Source organism: Novosphingobium aquae, from assembly GCF_037572715.1.
Lineage (GTDB): Bacteria > Pseudomonadota > Alphaproteobacteria > Sphingomonadales > Sphingomonadaceae > Novosphingobium > Novosphingobium aquae.
This window is the reverse complement of sequence record NZ_JBBHJY010000004.1, coordinates 50,847-66,825: the sequence shown is the minus strand read 5'-3', so window position 1 is coordinate 66,825 and position 15,979 is coordinate 50,847. Positions and strand designations below refer to the sequence as shown.

Below are 15,979 nucleotides of genomic sequence, written 5' to 3'. Positions count from 1 at the left end.
GGTCAGGCGCCGATCTGCACGGCGATGCGCTTGGCGGCCTTGTTGTGCGCCCGCACCGACACCGCCAGCAACAGGTTGAGCACCAACGCCTGATAAACGAAGTAGTATAGCGCCCCGTTCCCCCCGGCTCCGCCCACCAGCATTGACAGGCCCAGCACGATCGCGCGCGGGTTGGGGCCGAGGAACTTGCACAGCATCAGCAGCGGTGGCGCCTCGACGCGGACCTGGGCGCGAATGGCTTCGAGACGCTGCGGATCGCCCTTGGCCGCTTCTACCGCCGCATCAATGCGCAGGGCGTGCGGCGTCATGCCGCTGGCGATGGCGAGGTAGGCGTTGACCAGCGCGGCGAAGGGGCTTTTCGCCGTCGCCGATTCCGCATCGTGGTTATGGCGGATCCACGGCGTGTCATAGACCCAGTACTGATACTGCCGGCGCTGCACTTCGACATGGTTCGATTGCACCGCGTGGCTGATGCCCGCCACGGCCGTCCACACCCAGGCCCAACCGCCCAGCGACAGGCTGAGCAGCCAGCCGAGCGTGAGGTACAGCACGACGTGGCTGAGATAGTCGCATAGCCCGTCAACCATCTCGCCGATCGGGCTTGACCGGCCCGTGAGGCGCGCCAAATCGCCATCCGCACCGTCCACCACGTGCCAGGTCATGTGCAGGAGCAGGCCGATCAGCGCGGCCTGCGGATAGACCGGCTGGGCGTAAGCATAGGCCGCGCCGACGACGAACATCGCGCCGACAACCGACACCATGTTGGGCGTGATGGGGGTTCGCGCCAGCAACCGCGCCAGCTGCCAAGAGAGCGGATGATAGAGGTAATGGTTGAGCGAATCCTGCAGCTCGCGCTTGCGTAGTGGCCGCTTTGTCAGGCCTGTGTTCATGTCAGAAACTGCAAACGCCCCCGAAGTTATGTCTTGCCACCCGGCGCAATGTGCCTCTCATATAGGGGTTGGGGACCAAGGAACAGGGGGCATCGACAGGAGTTTTGCTCCCTAAATTACGACGGACTAGCCTACCCAGTGAAGTATTCGCCGCCGCTTTCTCCGGGATTGAACTCGCTGTCCGGCGATGCCCTCGCCGATGCCACCTTCGCCGAAGCCGGCGTTGCCATGGCAGGCCCGGCGCCTCATCGGGGTGAAATCGTCGGCCTTGTATTTGCTGTAAGCCATGCCGAAGGCGCGCCGGTATCGTCGCTGCAGACGGGCGGCATTCCCATCATCAGCCGGCAAATCCGCCAGCTTCATGCGTTGGGCCTGACGCGGGTGGTCCTTGCGCTTGGCACAGGGCAAGCAGGCGCGCTCGATCACGCCCGGCAAGAAGCAGCGCGAGACCAGCTTGAGCTGACGGTTACCGATTCCGCGGAAAAGCTGACGGAAACGCTTGCCGGGCGGATGGCCCTGGCCATCGATGAAGGGTTGCTGGTCGATGAGCGGATGCTGTTGGCCTTCTTTGCCGATACCAGCCTGCACTCTGCGCCGCGCCCGGTTCTGGCGACGCGCGATGAAGCAAAGACGCAGTCTGCCGGTCTGGCGATCTTCCCGGCCGGAACACTGACCCGGACCCTATCCTCCGGCGTGTTTGCCAAGGGCCTTGAGGCGGTCTCAGCCTCGGCAGTTCAGCACCATGATCTTTCCGGCCTCGACGATTATGCGCCGGCGCGGCGGCGACACTTGCCGATGGTCTGGCTTCCCTTGCGCAGCGCGGCGGATGGCCACGCCGGCACTGCGGTCCTGATAGAGTCGGCACAAAAGGGCTGCCTTGACTGGCCGGCGCGCTTTTTCCATCCGCCCATCGAAAACCTGCTGACCCGGCTGCTGCTGCCCACGCCGATTACGCCGAACATGGTGTCAGTCTTCGTCTTCCTGCTCGGGCTCTATGCCGCCTGGTGCTTTGCCACCGGGGCATGGCCGTTGGCGCTGGCGCTGATCATCGTGATCGGCCCGCTTGACGGGCTCGACGGAAAACTTGCGCGATCCCGGCTCGACTTTTCCCCCTATGGTGACCTTGAACACGTTGCCGACAAGGTGGTCGAATATGCGTGTTATCTGTGCATGGCGGCATGGTTGAGCGCTGGCTGGGCCTGGGCGTCCTGTGCGCTGATCGTGCTGTTCGCGTTGGCCGAGGCGGTGCAGGGCGAATTCTACCGTCGTGTGACTGGCGGGCAGCTGGATGACGCCGGCACAATTGAGCGCCGGTTCAGACTGGTGTCGGGCCGCCGCAACACGTTCATGTGGACGTTGATCCCCTTCGTCGTTCTGGATGCTTGGGAAGCCGGCTTCGTGATGATCGCCATCTACAGCGTCGTCACCTTCTTCTTCATGCAATGGCGCTTCATCACCCGCCTTGGTCAGGTCGCGCGCGAGGCCTCGCCGATCATGGCCGAAAACCTGCGCCGCACCGACTATGCCTTTATGAAGAAAGGGAAATGAGAGCTGCGGCGGCATAACGTTTGATCAACCATGCGATTGTGCTATGCTAGTAGGCCTGCATTGCGCAGGCACATTGCCGGGGTGCGGCTGCTTTCCGTAAGGGAAAAGGCCCGATTCGGCACCGAATTTGTTGGGGCGTGTGCGGCTATGGCCGCTTGCGTCATTCGGCTATTCGGCTTGACCTGCGCCAAACTTCTTGCTTTTGGCGCGCGATATTTTTTCTGCGACGGTTCCTGTCGGGGCCGCTCTGCGTCGCTCGGAAGGATCGAGACATAATGAAGCCCATCAAGGTCGCCATGATTGGCGTCGGCAACTGTGCCAGTTCACTGGTTCAGGGCGTTGAATACTACCGCAACAACAACAGCTCGCAGGGTCTGATCCATGATCGGATCGGCGGCTACGGCGCGGGCGACGTCGATTTCGTTCTCGGCATCGATGTTGACGCACGCAAGGTTGGTAAGGACATTGCCGAAGCCATCTTCGAAATGCCTAACAACACCAAGGTGTTCCAGCAGTCCGTCCCCGCCACCGGCGCGAAGGTCATCATGGGCAAGGTGTCGGACGGCGTTGCCCCGCACATGACCACGGTTGGTGAAAAGGGCTTCATCGTTGCGAACGATACCGAAGCCACGCACGAGAGCATCGTGCAGGCCATCAAGGATTCTGGCGCTGAAGTGCTGATCAACTTCCTGCCCGTCGGTTCGCAGGAAGCCACAGAGTTCTACATGGAATGCGCGCTTGAAGCCGGCGTTGCCGTCGTCAACTGCATGCCGGTGTTCATCGCCAGCCGCCCCGAATGGGAAGCCAAGTTCCGTGCCAAGAACCTGCCGATCGTCGGCGACGACATCAAGGCGCAGGTCGGTGCAACCATCGTTCACCGCGTGCTGTCCAGCCTGTTCGCCGCCCGCGGCGTCACGGTGGAGCGGACCTACCAGCTCAACACCGGTGGCAACACCGACTTCATGAACATGCTCGACCGCCAGCGTCTGGGTTCCAAGAAGGAATCGAAGACCGAAGCAGTGCAGGCGATGCTCGCCCAGCGCCTTGCTGACGAGAACATCCACGTCGGCCCGTCGGACTATGTTCCCTGGCAGAAGGACAACAAGCTGTGTTTCCTGCGCCTTGAAGGCCTGCAGTGGGGCAACGTGCCGATGGAACTGGAACTTCGCCTCTCGGTCGAAGACAGCCCGAACTCGGCGGCCTGCGTCATGGACGCGATCCGCTGCGCCAAGGTCGCTCTCGAGCGCGGTGAAGGTGGTGCACTGATCGGTCCGTCGGCCTATTTCTGCAAGCACCCGCCGCAGCAGTTCAACGACGATCTGGCTGCCCAGATGGTTGAAGAATACATCGCTGATCCGGCCATCGCTGCCGAGTAATCGCGGACACAAAGACACAAGAACGGCGCCGGGCATTTCCGGCGCCGTTTTCGTTTACGAAAGAGACGCATCGATGGACGCCGTGATCATCGCCGCCGGGTTCGGCAGCCGCCTGCGCGACATTTCCGAATCCAAGCCGCTGACGCCGGTGGCAGGCAAGCCGCTGATCGAACTCGGCGTGCGCCAAGCTGCGGCGGCAGGTGCGGGCAAGGTCGTCGTCGTCACCGGGCACGAAGCCGATCGGGTCGAGGCCTACCTGCCGCAGCTGGCGCGCGAAGCCGGGATTGTTATCGAGGCGCAGCGGGTAGACGACTGGTCTCGGCCCAACGGCTTTTCGGTCATGGCCGGCGCCTCACGCGTGGACGCTGATTTCCTGCTGATGATGGCCGATCACATCTTTGCTGCGCCCGTGCTCGCCGGGCTGGCCAAGGCCGGCGGGGCAGACCGGGGCGTGACGCTCGGAATTGACCGGCGCACCTCCAGTCCGCTGATCGATCCGGACGATGCGACCTGGGTGAAAACCGATGACCGCGGCTTCATCACCGCGATCGGCAAGACCATCCTGGACTATGATGCCGTCGATTGCGGCGCGTTTCTTGCCACGCAGGAACTGCCCGCCGCGATTGCCGCGGCGATTGCAGAGGGCAAGTCGGGCAGCCTGTCGGACGGTATGCAGTGGCTCGCCGACCGAGGCCGTGCCGCAACGCATGACATCGGCAGCGATGAGCGCGCCTCGTGGTGGCTCGACGTCGATGATCCGCGCGCCCACGAACTGGCCGAGGCGCAGGCCCCGGCCATGTTGTCCGAAATCTACGGATAAGCGACCCTATCAGGGGTACTTCATGTGGATCCGGGTGATCAGACCGGCCTTGGGAATGTTCAGCCGCACTGAACTGAACGAAGGCAGGCTCATGAGGGTCGCCGGGTTGTTGGTGAAGCCGAACCCTTCGGTCGGCAGGCCAATGCCCGAACGATCGATTTTGCCGTTGCCGTTCTCGTCATGATACAGCGCGATGGCATAGACGCCCGGGTTCGGAACGAAGATGCAGCCGCGCGTGGTCCCGGCGCTGGCATCGACGAAGCCGACGTAAAGCGAACCCTTCTTGGCAAGGAAACGCTTGGAAACGTCGGGATAAAGCGTGATCGCGAGCTTGCCGTTGCCGTTGCGCAGGCCGTCGGCAATAACCGTTACCCAGTGATTGCTGGGCGTGCCGGTGCAACCCGCAGGGGCCGCCTGGGCCAGGGCAGGCTGCGTGGTTACAGCGGCAAGGGCGAGCGCGATTGCCGCGCGAAGAGAAGTCGAAATGGCCATGGTCGTTCGTCCTGAACTCCAGAAAAAGTGGGCTTCGATGTCGGAGGGAAACGTCAGGTGCGCCAGATGTCGGCACCAGACACGGCTGCTATCAGTCGCTTTGTCCCCTGTGAAATGCGATTCGTCGCGTTAATGGCGGCTGAATTTGACCAAATTGGGACAGACCCGCCTCATTTCGCCCCTAATTTCGCAACCACTTAGCCAAACCGCCCCGCAGATTCCAGCAGGGGGACGCCGCAGGGAGGAGTTGCACGTGCCGGTCCGATCCGGGAATCGCATATCTAGTGTGGAAAAGCGGCCGGACTTGCTTGCCGCCCCTAGATAGGGCGTTAAGGCCAGTGTGCAGTATGGCTGCACCTCTCATTTCCCCTTCGATCCTCTCCGCTGACTTCTCCCGGCTTGGCGAGGAAGTGCGCGCGATTGATGCGGCGGGCGCCGACTGGATCCATGTCGACGTCATGGACGGCCATTTCGTGCCGAACATCACCATCGGTCCGATGGTGGTGAAAGCGCTGCGCCCGCACACGGCCAAGACCTTTGACGTTCACCTTATGATCTCGCCCGTCGACGCCTATATCGAGGCATTTGCCGATGCCGGCGCGGACATCATCACCTTTCACCCGGAAGCCGGGCCGCACGCCCACCGCACGGTCCAGCTGATCAAGTCGCTCGGCAAGCAGGCGGGCATTTCGCTCAATCCGGCAACCCCGGCCAAGATGCTCGATTACCTGATCGATGAGATCGACCTGGTTCTGGTGATGAGCGTCAATCCCGGTTTCGGCGGGCAGAGCTTCATCACCAGCCAGCTTCGCAAGATCGAGGCGGTGCGCAAGATGATCGACAAGTCGGGCCGCGATATCCGGCTTGAGGTTGATGGCGGGGTCGACCTGACAACCGCGCCGCAATGCGTTGCCGCCGGTGCCGACGTGCTGGTGGCTGGGACCGCGACCTTCAGGGGCGGGCCGGATCGCTACGCCGCCAACATTGCTGCTCTCAAGGGGCAGGGATAACGGCGGTGGAGGCCTCTCTCCACAATGCGCCGCTTGCGGCCGGAGGCGAGGCGGACGATGATGTGCTGGTCGAAACGCGCAGCGCCTTGCCGCTGCCGCGCGGCGTTCGGGAGGATCTGGTGATCGGCAATCGGCAAGAGGACGAAACCGCGGAGGTGCCCAAGGCGGCGCCCGATGCGGTTATCGCGCCAGGCCGGATGCTGGCGCTCGCCGATTTCGCCCCGCCGCGGCTCAGTGCGGGCGAGCGGCTGCTGCGCCTGGCCTACAAGATGGGCGTGCCCGGACAGGCCTTGGCGCGTCCGTTCTCCAAGGCAGCGCGCGAACGGCTGATCGCTTCGGCGGACAATCCGCTGCCGGGTGACAAGGTTGCCGGCACAGCGCTGCGCGCCGGTCATTTCCTGCTGCACGGGGTCAAGCTGCCGGTCAGCCAAGCCGATTTCGGCGGCGTCGCGCGGATGGCTCCGCCGATGGAACGCTATGTCCATTCCTTCGCCTGGCTGGCCGACCTTGAAGCCGCCGCCCCGCGCGAACAGTGCGTGCCGGTGGCCGAACGGATCCTGGGTGCCTGGCTCACCGCCAATCCGAAGGAGCCGAAGAAGCCGGGCAAGGCGGGCCTGTGGACCGTCGACAGCGCCGGTACGCGGCTGCTGTCGTGGCTGGTCCATGCCCCGCTGATCCTCTCCGGCGACAAGGCCTTCCGGATGCGCGCCATGGCGGCGATCACCGGCCACGCGCGCTGGCTCGACCGCCATGTCGAGCGCGGCGAAGACCTGCTTGCGCGGTTCGCCGGCTGGGCCGCGATCACCGCCGCCGGGCTGCTGCTGTCCGATGGCAAGCCGCGCCGCCTGTTCGGCGAGGCCGGCATGGTCCGCGCCATCGGCGAAATGGTTGGCGATGACGGCGGCGTCCTTTCGCGTAGTCCGCTCGCCCAGATCGAGGCTATCGAGCTGCTGGTGCGGCTGGGTGCCTGCTACAAGGCCGTGGGCCGCGAACCGCCTGAGGCCATCGCGGCGATGCTGGCCATGCTGGTGCCGCCGCTGCTGGCGCTGACGCACGGCGATGGCTCGCTGGGCTCGTGGCAGGGCGGCTGGGCGATCGGCACCGATCAGATCTCGCGTCTGATCGAGGCCAGCGGTGCCCGTACGCGCCCCCTGCGCGATGTTCGCCAATGGGGCTATCAACGCGCGCTTGCGGGCAAGAGCGTGCTCCAGTTCGATACTGCACCGCCGCCGATGGCGCGCCATGCCCGCACCGGCTGCGCCTCGACGCTGGCTTTCGAATTCAGCCATGCCGAACACCGCCTGATCGTCAATTGCGGCGGCGCGGCGGCCGCTGGCGGCCTGATCCCGGCCCGGCTCGATGCCGGCCTGCGCGCCACGGCGGCCCATTCGACGCTGGTGCTCGACGATTCGAATTCCACCGCCGTGCTGATTAACGGCAAGATTGGCGCAGGCGTCAATCAGGTCGATGTCGAACGCCGGATGCTTGATGGCGAACGCGGTTCCGGTGCCACCCGTATAGAGGCGAGCCATGATGGCTATGCCTCGCGTTATGGCCTGCTGCACCGGCGCATCCTGATCCTGCGCGACGATGGCACCGAACTGCGCGGCGAGGACCTGCTGGTTCCCGCCAAGGGCAAGGGATCGCGCGGCAAGGTGGCCTATGCCATCCGCTTCCACCTTGGCGCGGGCATCGAGGCGCGGCTGAGCGATGACCGTCAAGGCGCGGGCCTTGCCTTGCCCGATGGCTCCTACTGGCAGTTCCGCTCAGGCGGCGGCGAAGTGGGGATCGAGGATTCAATCTGGGCCGACAAGCATGGCCGGCCGATTGCCATCCAGCAACTGGTGGTGCAGGGGCTCGCCTCGCGCGGGGGAGGAAACTTCTCCTGGCTGCTGAAGAAAATGGGGTAGTTTCGAAAATGGGTAATGTGACGATCCGCCGGGCGCTGCTTTCGGTGTCCGACAAGGCCGGCTTGGTGGAACTGGGCCAAGTGCTCAGCCAGCGCGGAGTGGAGCTGGTTTCCACCGGCGGCACCGCCAAGGCGCTGCGCGACGCTGGCCTTGCCGTCATGGACATTTCCGACCTGACGGGCTTTCCCGAAATGATGGACGGCCGGGTCAAGACGCTGCATCCCAAGGTCCATGGCGGGCTGCTGGCCGTGCGGGACAATCCCGAGCACGCCGCTGCCATGGCGAAACATGAAATCGGTGCGATCGACCTTGTCGTCGTCAACCTCTACCCGTTCGAAGCCACCGTCGCCAAGGGCGCGGAGCGCGACGAGGTGATCGAGAATATCGACATCGGCGGGCCTTCGATGGTGCGCTCTGCCGCCAAGAACCACGCCTATGTCACCATCCTCACCGATCCCGCCGACTATGCTGGCCTGCTGGCTGAGCTTGAGGCGCAGGACGGGGCGACGACTTATGACTTCCGCCGCAAGATGGCGGGCAAGGCCTATGCCGCAACCGCCGCTTATGATGCGATGATCAGCCAGTGGTTCGCCTTTGCCGATCAGGGCGAAACCTTCCCGGAAATGCTGGCGATCACCGCCACGCGCCGCGAAGAACTGCGCTACGGCGAGAACCCGCACCAGCGCGCCGCGCTCTATGTGCCCAAGGGTCCGCACGGCAATGGCATTGCCCAGGCGCGCCAGCTACAGGGCAAGGAATTGTCCTACAACAATTACAACGATGCCGACGCGGCGCTGGAACTCTGCGCCGAATTCCGGGGGCAGGACCCTGCGGTGATCATCGTCAAGCACGCCAATCCTTGCGGTGTGGCGCAGGGATCGAGCCTGCTTGAGGCATGGAACGGCGCGCTGCAGTGCGACAGCGTCTCGGCCTTCGGCGGCATCGTTGCGGTCAACGCCAAGCTTGATGGCGCAACGGCTGCGGCGATCTGCGAGATCTTCACTGAAGTCGTCGTCGCCCCCGATGCTGACGAGGACGCCATCGCGGCCTTCGCCAAGAAGAAGAACCTGCGCCTGCTGCTGACCGGCGACCTGCCCGATCCGCGCCGCCCAGGCCTTTCGGTGAAGCAGATTACCGGCGGCCTGCTGGTGCAATCGCGCGACAACGGCGCAATCACGCTGGACGACCTCAAGGTCGTCACCAAGCGCCAGCCGAGCGAGCAGGAACTCAAGGACTGTCTGTTCGCCTGGACCGTCGCGCGGCACGTGAAATCGAACGCCATCGTCTATGCCAAGGACGGCATCACAGCCGGTATCGGCGCGGGCCAGATGAACCGCCGTGACTCTTCGCGCATCGCCGCAATGAAGGCCGCAGAAGCCGCAGAAAAATACGGCTGGGCCCAGAGCCGCGCCTTCGGTTCGGCGGTTGCCTCGGACGCGTTCTTCCCCTTCGCTGACGGCCTGCTCGCCGCCGCTGAAGCCGGCGCGACGGCGGTGATCCAGCCGGGCGGATCGATGCGCGATCAGGAAGTGATCGACGCCGCAGACGCCGCTGGTCTGGCGATGGTCTTCACCGGGATGCGTCACTTCCGGCATTGATTGGTGCGGTTTACCGCAGACGGTTAACGGCTCATCGCAGGCGGGCTGGCGCGACTCGATTGTTCACTTCTTGGCAAGCCGTGTTCGCACATGCAGCGGGCACGCAATTCTACGCAGGCGAACCGTTTCATGTCGTTCCTCAAGGCAGACCTCCTCCGCTCGTTCGGCATCGGCTTTCTCGCCGGGTGTGCGGTGCTGTTCATGACGATGGATGCGGATCAGCCTTCCGGCGGCATGGTGCCTTCGGCCGTAGCCGCTCCGGCACGATGACGTGAGGCGCCTCGCCGCGCTTCTTTCCCTATCGTTGACCCTTTCCGCTTGCCAGCAAGGCACCGCCGCGCCTGCGCGCGAAGCCTCGGTCAACGCCCCAGTTCCCGCGCGCAAAGCCAGCGAACCCGCCGGTCTCAAGACTGCGGTTTTCGCTGGCGGCTGTTTCTGGGGCGCCGAAGCCGTGTTCAGCCACATGAAGGGCGTGACCAGCGTTGTGTCCGGCTATCACGGCGGTGACAAGCGCAGCGCAACTTATGACAACGTTTCGAGCGGCGTCACCAATCACGCCGAAGCCGTGCGCGTAACTTATGATCCCGCGCAGGTGCGCTATGACCAGCTTTTGCAAGTGTTCTTCTCGGTCATCACCGACCCCACCCAGCTTAACCGGCAGGGACCTGACGTAGGCACGCAGTACCGCTCGGCGCTCGTCCCGCTCGGGCCCGAGCAGCAGGCGACCGCCAGCGCCTATCTCGCGCAGATGAAGGCCTCACGGCTGTGGCGCGCGCCGATCGTCACGAAGATCGAGGCCCATCGCGGCTTCTTCGCCGCCGAGGGCGAGCATCAGGATTTCGCCGCGAAGAACCCGCAGCATCCCTATATCACCTATTGGGATGTGCCCAAGATCGCCGCGCTTAAGCGGCTTTTCCCGGCGCTGTACAAGGCGAGCTTCACCCGGGGCTGATTGCTCCCTATATAGGCGGCATGAGCGGCCACCATCACCATCACGACGAGCATCACGGCGAGGATCTTGCCGGGGCTGCGCAATCCGCGTTGCAGGCCGCCGGCGAACAATGGACCGAAATGCGCGCCGATGTTTTCGCCGCACTGGCCCAGCGTGACAAGCCGGCGTCTGCCTATGACGTGGCCGAGGACGTTTCGAAACTACGCGGCAAGCGCGTGGCGGCGAACTCGGTCTATCGCATCCTTGACCTGTTCGTGCGCACCAACCTCGCCCGCCGGGTGGAGAGCGCCAATGCCTATGTGGCCAACAGCCACCCGGGCTGCCGGCACGACTGCATCTTCCTGATCTGCGATTCGTGCGGCCGCGCCGTGCATAACGACGATGATCGCCTCACCGATGCACTGGTAGAAGCCGCGAAATCTGCGGGTTTTGCCGATATTCGCCCGGTGGTCGAAGTGCGCGGCATCTGCGCCGATTGCAAGGAGGGTGAGAATCAATAGGCTGCGCGGCATGAGATCGTTGGGAGAGCGATCATGTCGAACCTGCGAGTCCTGTCTGCCCAGTTGATCGTTCCTCTATCCGCGCTGGCCCTGGCTAGTCTGGCCACCAGCGCTCACGCCGCTGAACCTTCGACCCCGTCGGGCCGCTCACCTGCAACTTGCGCCAAGGGTGACTTGCCCGAACCGGGTGTTCAGGGCGAAGTGCCTGCGGGGCAAAAGCCCGCCTGGAATTGCGGCATCCGCCAGATCGCCGAATTGCCGCTGACCGGCAGCGTCGCGGGGACCGGCACCTGCGTCTATGTGCGGACCCGGGGGGCAGGCGGAACGCCAGATGAAAGCCGTATCTCGGTGATCGATACCAGCAAGCCCGCTCGCCCTCGCGTCGTGGGTGAGACTATCCCGGTGCACAACGGTTCGGAATCGCTGCGCCTTGTGGTGACCAGCGAGCGCGCGGTGATGGTGTCGGGCAGCACGGTGATCGACATCCGCGACTGCCTTAAGCCGCGCGTGCTGGGTGAGATCAAGTGGCCCGATACGACCGTCCCCGGCGTCTCGCGCAAGAACCTGCCGCACGACATCCGGCTCAACCGCGCGGGAACGCGAATCTATTCCTCGTTCGGCGTGTGGGAGGTCGACATTTCGGACCTGGGCACGCCGGCGAACTGGAAGATCATCGACCGCCGCTGCGAGATTGCCGAGCAGGTTCCCGGACCTTGGCAGGAAGTGCACCGCCAGGCCAACAAGGCAAAGCGCAGCCTGTGCGACGATGCCACCCGGCCGGCCCCGCGCGGCGCGAACTATGCGATGGGTGGCAGTCCGCTGCAAAGCTCGATGCTCTGGCCGCAATTCTCGCACTCGCTGGATTTCAATGCCGATGACAGCCGCATGTATGTTGGCGATCAAGCCGGCGGGACCAGCGCGCTCTGGGCGCCCGAGCCGAAAGTGCGGATCGTCGATCTCAAGGCGCAGCCAATTCGCGTGATCGGCGAAGCGCCGGGGCCGGGCCACGGGCTCGACTGGTTCCGCTCCGGCGGGCGCGAATATGTGATTCATTCGAACGAGGGTGGGACGAGCGGCATCATGGGCCAGCCCGAACGCGGCGACACCTGCCGGCCCTTCCCGCGCCCGACAGCGCTGGGCTGGGGGTTCGAGGCGATTATCACTGACGTCACCGATCCCGCAGCCGCCCGCAACGTCTCGATGGCGCAGATCGCCATCAACCAGCCCGAACACTGCGCCGCGCGCAAGGCATCGGGCCGCGATCCGTGGCTGGCCTATCACCTGATCGACAACCCGATGCAGGCGCGGTTCGCGGCGATCAATTTCGGCGAGGCTGGCCTGCGGATCTATGACATCCGCGATCCGGCAAAGCCCACCGAAGTTGCCTATTTCAACCACGGCGTGCCGGTCCATGCCGGGGTGGGGCATTGGGACGCGGCGCGGCGCTTGCTGTTCGTTTCGGACAGCGGCGGGTTCAGGGTGCTGCGCTTCGATCCCGCTGTGTCGAAGCGGCTGGGGCTTTAGAGCCTCAACCGAACTGGGTCAGGCTGAGGCCGTTGCCATCGGGGTCGGAGAACCAGCAGATCTTCGCGCCGCCGCCGGGGGCCTGCCACACGCCATCTGCGTCCTGGTTGAAGCCTTCGAACACGTGGAAGGTTACGCCCTTGGCGCTCAGGTCGCGCATCACCGCGCGGATGTCGGAAACATGCCAGCCGAGCACGGTGTGGCCGCTGGGCTGGTGGCCGGGCAGGTCGGTCAGCCGCATCGGGGTGCGGTTGCCAAGGTCGAACGTGACCGCGTGATCATCCTCGCCCAGCAGCTTCAGGCCCAGCACATCGGTGTAGAACGGCTTGGCGCGGGCGCGGTCGGCGGTCAGCACAAAGCACAGCGGGGCAGAGGAGGCGGGGATCGTCATTTTGGGGAATCCTTGGGTACGGCAGTCAATCGACACTGCCTGAATATGGTTGTAAGGCCAAGCGCATGACTGCCAATCCGGCCACACCGCTTCTCGACAATGTCGGTACGCCCGACGAACTTCGCAAGCTCGATCCCGCCCAATTGCGACAATTGGCCGATGAATTGCGCGCGGAAATGATCTCTGCCGTCGGCCAGACCGGCGGGCACCTCGGCTCGGGCCTTGGCGTGGTCGAACTGACCGTGGCGATCCATTACGTGTTCAATACGCCCGATGACCGGCTGATCTGGGACGTTGGCCATCAGGCCTATCCGCACAAGATCCTCACTGGCCGGCGTGACCGCATCCGCACGATCCGGCAGGGCGGCGGGCTTTCGGGCTTCACCAAGCGGAGCGAAAGCGAATACGATCCGTTCGGCACGGCGCATAGCTCCACCTCGATCTCGGCGGCGCTGGGTTTTGCCGTGGCGAACAAGCTGGCCGGCACGCCGGGGCGCGGTATCGCGGTGATCGGTGACGGCGCGATGAGCGCGGGCATGGCCTATGAGGCGATGAACAACGCCAAGCAGGCGGGCAACCGGCTGGTCGTGATCCTCAACGATAACGATATGTCGATCGCGCCGCCGGTGGGCGGGCTGTCGGCCTACCTCGCACGGCTCGTATCATCGCAGCCCTTCCTCAAGGTGCGCGACATTGCCCGGCGCATCTCGCGCAAGCTGCCGGAACCGCTGCACAAGGCGGCGCGCAAGACTGACGAATTCACCCGCGGCTGGCTGACCGGCGGCACCTTGTTCGAAGAACTGGGCATGTATTACGTCGGCCCGATCGACGGGCATAACCTCGAACAGCTGGTGCCGATCCTTGAGAACGTGCGCGATGCGGCGGAAGGCCCGTGCCTGATCCATGTCGTGACGCAGAAGGGCAAGGGCTATGGCCCGGCCGAGGCTGCTTCGGACAAGTACCACGGCGTCCAGAAGTTCGACGTGATCACCGGTGAACAGGTGAAAAGCGCGAGCGGCCCGCCGAGCTACACCGGCGTCTTCGCAAACGCCCTGCTTGCAGAGGCGACGCGCGACAGCACGATCTGCGCAATCACCGCCGCCATGCCGAGCGGCACCGGGCTCGACAAGTTCGAGACCGCGTTCCCCGAACGTTACTTCGACGTCGGCATTGCCGAACAGCACGCGGTGACCTTCGCTGCCGGCCTCGCCGCGCAGGGGATGCGGCCGTTCGCGGCGATCTATTCGACCTTCCTGCAGCGCGCCTACGATCAGGTCGTCCATGACGTGGCGATCCAGAACCTGCCGGTGCGCTTTGCCATCGACCGCGCGGGGCTGGTCGGTGCCGACGGCGCAACGCACGCTGGTTCGTTCGACATCACCTACCTTGCCACCTTGCCCAATTTTGTCGTCATGGCGGCGGCGGACGAGGCGGAGCTGGTGCACATGACGCACACCGCCGCGCTTTACGACGATGGGCCGATCGCCTTCCGCTATCCGCGCGGCAACGGCGTCGGCGTGCCGCTTCCCGAAATTCCGCAGCGGCTGGAAATCGGCAAGGGCCGCATTGTGCGCCACGGCACCAAGATCGCGCTGCTCTCGCTCGGTACGCGTCTGGCGGAAAGCCTGAAGGCGGCGGACCAGCTCGAGGCCAAGGGCCTGTCGACCACGGTCGCCGACCTGCGTTTTGCCAAGCCGCTCGACGAAGAGCTGATCCGCAAGCTGATGGCGACGCACGAAGTCGTGGTCACGGTGGAGGAAGGCTCGATCGGCGGCCTCGGCGCCCACGTGCTCACCATGGCCAGCGACGAGGGCATCACCGACAGCGGCCTCAAGATCCGCACCCTGCGCCTGCCGGACGTGTTCCAGGACCACGATTCGCCCGAAAAGCAGTATGATGCCGCCGGCCTCAACGCGCCGCACATCGTCGAGACTGTGCTGAAAGCGCTGCGCTGGAATGACGCCGGGGTGGGCGAGGTTCGGGCCTGATCATCAGCCTTCCGGGCCTAAACGCGAAGACAGTTTACGCCGTGGCCGGAGTGTCCGCTTTCCGTCATAAGCTGCCGTTCCGGAATCGGGAACATTGCGGTCAATTGGGAGCACCTGGTCTTGGAGCCGCGCGCAGGTAGCCAGACCGGCACCGGCGATCAGATTTAGCTCTTGCGCCCCATGCCGGGAATCAACATCCCCACCCGCGTGCGGTAATCTTCGTAATCGTGGCCGAAATGCGCGACCAGATCGCGCTCCTCGTAGCGGATGGCGATGAGGACATAAGCGGTCATGCCCGCTGCGAGCAGCATATGCCCAAGCGACATGGTCGGGGTCGCCCAGAATGCCAGGATGAAGCCCGAATAGAGCGGATGGCGAACCAGCTTGTAGAACAGCGGTTGCGTCAGCTTGGGCGGCGCAGCAACCTTTCCACGCCAGTTGCGCCAAACCTGCGCCAGCCCGAACAGTTCGAAGTGGCTAATCAGCCAAGTGCTGATGAACACGACCCCCCAACCGGCGAAGAACAGCACCCACAGGACCATGCGGCCCGCTGAATTGGTCACATTCCACACCGTGCCCCCAATCGGATGCCAGAACGCAAAGAGCACCGCGAGCACTGCTGCGGCGGCAAAGCAGTAAACGCTGCGTTCGATTGGCGCAGGGATTATCTTGGTCCAACCGGCCTTAAAGCCCGGACGCGCCATGATCGAGTGCTGCAACCCGAACAGCGCGATGAGACCGAGATCAATCAGTGCGGCAACGACCGGTGCCGCCACCATCCCCTTGTCGACATGGGTCGGTAGCGCCGGCAATCCCGCGACGAAGCCGATCAAATAGAGGAACGCTGCGAGAAATGCGAAATAGCATAGTGCGGCGATGAGCATATATGCGGAACGGGCCATTGGCGTCTCTCCCCATCAGCAGTTCGAAGGGGATATCATGATCTTGAACTCGCCGGGAGTCCATTAAGGCTACCATTT

General features: G+C 64.3%; 15 protein-coding genes. 11 read left to right on the top strand and 4 right to left on the bottom strand.

The genetic code is table 11. The features are described from left to right. Positions 1 to 2: 2 nt before the first annotated feature. The gene (locus tag WG900_RS09385; RefSeq protein ID WP_339966613.1) at positions 3 to 890 is read right to left on the bottom strand and encodes a CDP-alcohol phosphatidyltransferase family protein; all 888 of its coding nucleotides are present in this window, start codon (positions 888 to 890) and stop codon (positions 3 to 5) included. A gap of 168 nt (positions 891 to 1,058) precedes the next feature. Here WG900_RS09385 and WG900_RS09380 point away from each other — a divergent pair, with 168 nt between their 5' ends. The 3 genes from WG900_RS09380 to WG900_RS09370 all read left to right on the top strand — a co-directional run bounded on the left by WG900_RS09380 (position 1,059) and on the right by WG900_RS09370 (position 4,634). Continuing rightward, the gene (locus WG900_RS09380) at positions 1,059 to 2,438 is read left to right on the top strand and encodes a CDP-alcohol phosphatidyltransferase family protein (RefSeq protein WP_339966612.1); all 1,380 of its coding nucleotides are present in this window, start codon (positions 1,059 to 1,061) and stop codon (positions 2,436 to 2,438) included. Positions 2,439 to 2,713: 275 nt separating this feature from the next. Continuing rightward, positions 2,714 to 3,814, top strand: a complete 1,101-nt coding sequence (locus tag WG900_RS09375) for an inositol-3-phosphate synthase (RefSeq protein ID WP_339966611.1) — start codon at positions 2,714 to 2,716, stop codon at positions 3,812 to 3,814. A gap of 73 nt (positions 3,815 to 3,887) precedes the next feature. Continuing rightward, the gene (locus WG900_RS09370) at positions 3,888 to 4,634 is read left to right on the top strand and encodes an NTP transferase domain-containing protein (protein WP_339966610.1); all 747 of its coding nucleotides are present in this window, start codon (positions 3,888 to 3,890) and stop codon (positions 4,632 to 4,634) included. Positions 4,635 to 4,643: 9 nt separating this feature from the next. Here WG900_RS09370 and WG900_RS09365 read toward each other — a convergent pair whose 3' ends face one another. After that, on the bottom strand, positions 4,644 to 5,126 hold the full coding sequence (locus tag WG900_RS09365) for a DUF2141 domain-containing protein (protein ID WP_339966609.1): 483 nt from the start codon (positions 5,124 to 5,126) through the stop codon (positions 4,644 to 4,646). Positions 5,127 to 5,473: 347 nt separating this feature from the next. Here WG900_RS09365 and rpe point away from each other — a divergent pair, with 347 nt between their 5' ends. The 7 genes from rpe (at position 5,474) to WG900_RS09330 (ending at position 12,620) form a co-directional block, all read left to right on the top strand. Then, positions 5,474 to 6,136 carry a ribulose-phosphate 3-epimerase gene (gene rpe, locus WG900_RS09360; RefSeq protein WP_339966608.1) on the top strand — a complete coding sequence of 221 codons (663 nt, stop codon included), beginning with the start codon at positions 5,474 to 5,476 and terminating at the stop codon, positions 6,134 to 6,136. Positions 6,137 to 6,141: 5 nt separating this feature from the next. Continuing rightward, positions 6,142 to 8,046, top strand: coding sequence for a heparinase II/III family protein (locus WG900_RS09355; RefSeq protein ID WP_339966607.1), 1,905 nt, complete (start codon positions 6,142 to 6,144; stop codon positions 8,044 to 8,046). An 8-nt stretch (positions 8,047 to 8,054) separates the two neighbouring features. Next, positions 8,055 to 9,644 carry a bifunctional phosphoribosylaminoimidazolecarboxamide formyltransferase/IMP cyclohydrolase gene (gene purH, locus WG900_RS09350; protein WP_339966605.1) on the top strand — a complete coding sequence of 530 codons (1,590 nt, stop codon included), beginning with the start codon at positions 8,055 to 8,057 and terminating at the stop codon, positions 9,642 to 9,644. Between the two features lie 90 nt (positions 9,645 to 9,734). Next, positions 9,735 to 9,914: a hypothetical protein gene (locus WG900_RS09345; RefSeq protein ID WP_339966604.1), complete on the top strand. Its 180-nt coding sequence runs from the start codon at positions 9,735 to 9,737 to the stop codon at positions 9,912 to 9,914. Between the two features lie 34 nt (positions 9,915 to 9,948). Further along, positions 9,949 to 10,596, top strand: coding sequence for a peptide-methionine (S)-S-oxide reductase MsrA (gene msrA / locus WG900_RS09340; RefSeq protein ID WP_339966603.1), 648 nt, complete (start codon positions 9,949 to 9,951; stop codon positions 10,594 to 10,596). 20 nt (positions 10,597 to 10,616) lie between these two features. Continuing rightward, positions 10,617 to 11,096 (top strand): Fur family transcriptional regulator, encoded by a 480-nt coding sequence (locus tag WG900_RS09335; RefSeq protein WP_339966601.1) that lies wholly within the window; start codon positions 10,617 to 10,619, stop codon positions 11,094 to 11,096. Between the two features lie 33 nt (positions 11,097 to 11,129). Further along, positions 11,130 to 12,620 carry an LVIVD repeat-containing protein gene (locus WG900_RS09330; RefSeq protein WP_339966600.1) on the top strand — a complete coding sequence of 497 codons (1,491 nt, stop codon included), beginning with the start codon at positions 11,130 to 11,132 and terminating at the stop codon, positions 12,618 to 12,620. Between the two features lie 4 nt (positions 12,621 to 12,624). Here WG900_RS09330 and WG900_RS09325 read toward each other — a convergent pair whose 3' ends face one another. Further along, positions 12,625 to 13,011: a VOC family protein gene (locus tag WG900_RS09325; protein WP_339966599.1), complete on the bottom strand. Its 387-nt coding sequence runs from the start codon at positions 13,009 to 13,011 to the stop codon at positions 12,625 to 12,627. A 65-nt stretch (positions 13,012 to 13,076) separates the two neighbouring features. Between WG900_RS09325 and dxs the strand changes: the two genes are divergently transcribed. Continuing rightward, complete coding sequence (dxs, locus tag WG900_RS09320; protein ID WP_339966598.1) at positions 13,077 to 14,999, top strand: 1-deoxy-D-xylulose-5-phosphate synthase; 1,923 nt, start codon at positions 13,077 to 13,079, stop codon at positions 14,997 to 14,999. 164 nt (positions 15,000 to 15,163) lie between these two features. Here dxs and mddA read toward each other — a convergent pair whose 3' ends face one another. After that, complete coding sequence (mddA, locus tag WG900_RS09315) at positions 15,164 to 15,901, bottom strand: methanethiol S-methyltransferase (RefSeq protein ID WP_339966596.1); 738 nt, start codon at positions 15,899 to 15,901, stop codon at positions 15,164 to 15,166. Positions 15,902 to 15,979 lie beyond the last annotated feature (78 nt).

Excerpts from the sequence above, each read along its gene's own strand:
- WG900_RS09330 (WP_339966600.1), top strand. The coding sequence starts at position 11,130 with ATGTCGAACCTGCGAGTCCTGTCTGCCCAGTTGATCGTTCCTCTATCC.
- WG900_RS09375 (WP_339966611.1), top strand. The coding sequence starts at position 2,714 with ATGAAGCCCATCAAGGTCGCCATGATTGGCGTCGGCAACTGTGCCAGT.
- purH (WP_339966605.1), top strand. The coding sequence starts at position 8,055 with ATGGGTAATGTGACGATCCGCCGGGCGCTGCTTTCGGTGTCCGACAAG.
- WG900_RS09325 (WP_339966599.1), bottom strand. The coding sequence starts at position 13,011 with ATGACGATCCCCGCCTCCTCTGCCCCGCTGTGCTTTGTGCTGACCGCC.
- WG900_RS09365 (WP_339966609.1), bottom strand. The coding sequence starts at position 5,126 with ATGGCCATTTCGACTTCTCTTCGCGCGGCAATCGCGCTCGCCCTTGCC.
- dxs (WP_339966598.1), top strand. The coding sequence starts at position 13,077 with ATGACTGCCAATCCGGCCACACCGCTTCTCGACAATGTCGGTACGCCC.
- rpe (WP_339966608.1), top strand. The coding sequence starts at position 5,474 with ATGGCTGCACCTCTCATTTCCCCTTCGATCCTCTCCGCTGACTTCTCC.
- WG900_RS09385 (WP_339966613.1), bottom strand. The coding sequence starts at position 890 with ATGAACACAGGCCTGACAAAGCGGCCACTACGCAAGCGCGAGCTGCAG.
- WG900_RS09370 (WP_339966610.1), top strand. The coding sequence starts at position 3,888 with ATGGACGCCGTGATCATCGCCGCCGGGTTCGGCAGCCGCCTGCGCGAC.
- WG900_RS09345 (WP_339966604.1), top strand. The coding sequence starts at position 9,735 with ATGCAGCGGGCACGCAATTCTACGCAGGCGAACCGTTTCATGTCGTTC.
- WG900_RS09335 (WP_339966601.1), top strand. The coding sequence starts at position 10,617 with ATGAGCGGCCACCATCACCATCACGACGAGCATCACGGCGAGGATCTT.
- mddA (WP_339966596.1), bottom strand. The coding sequence starts at position 15,901 with ATGGCCCGTTCCGCATATATGCTCATCGCCGCACTATGCTATTTCGCA.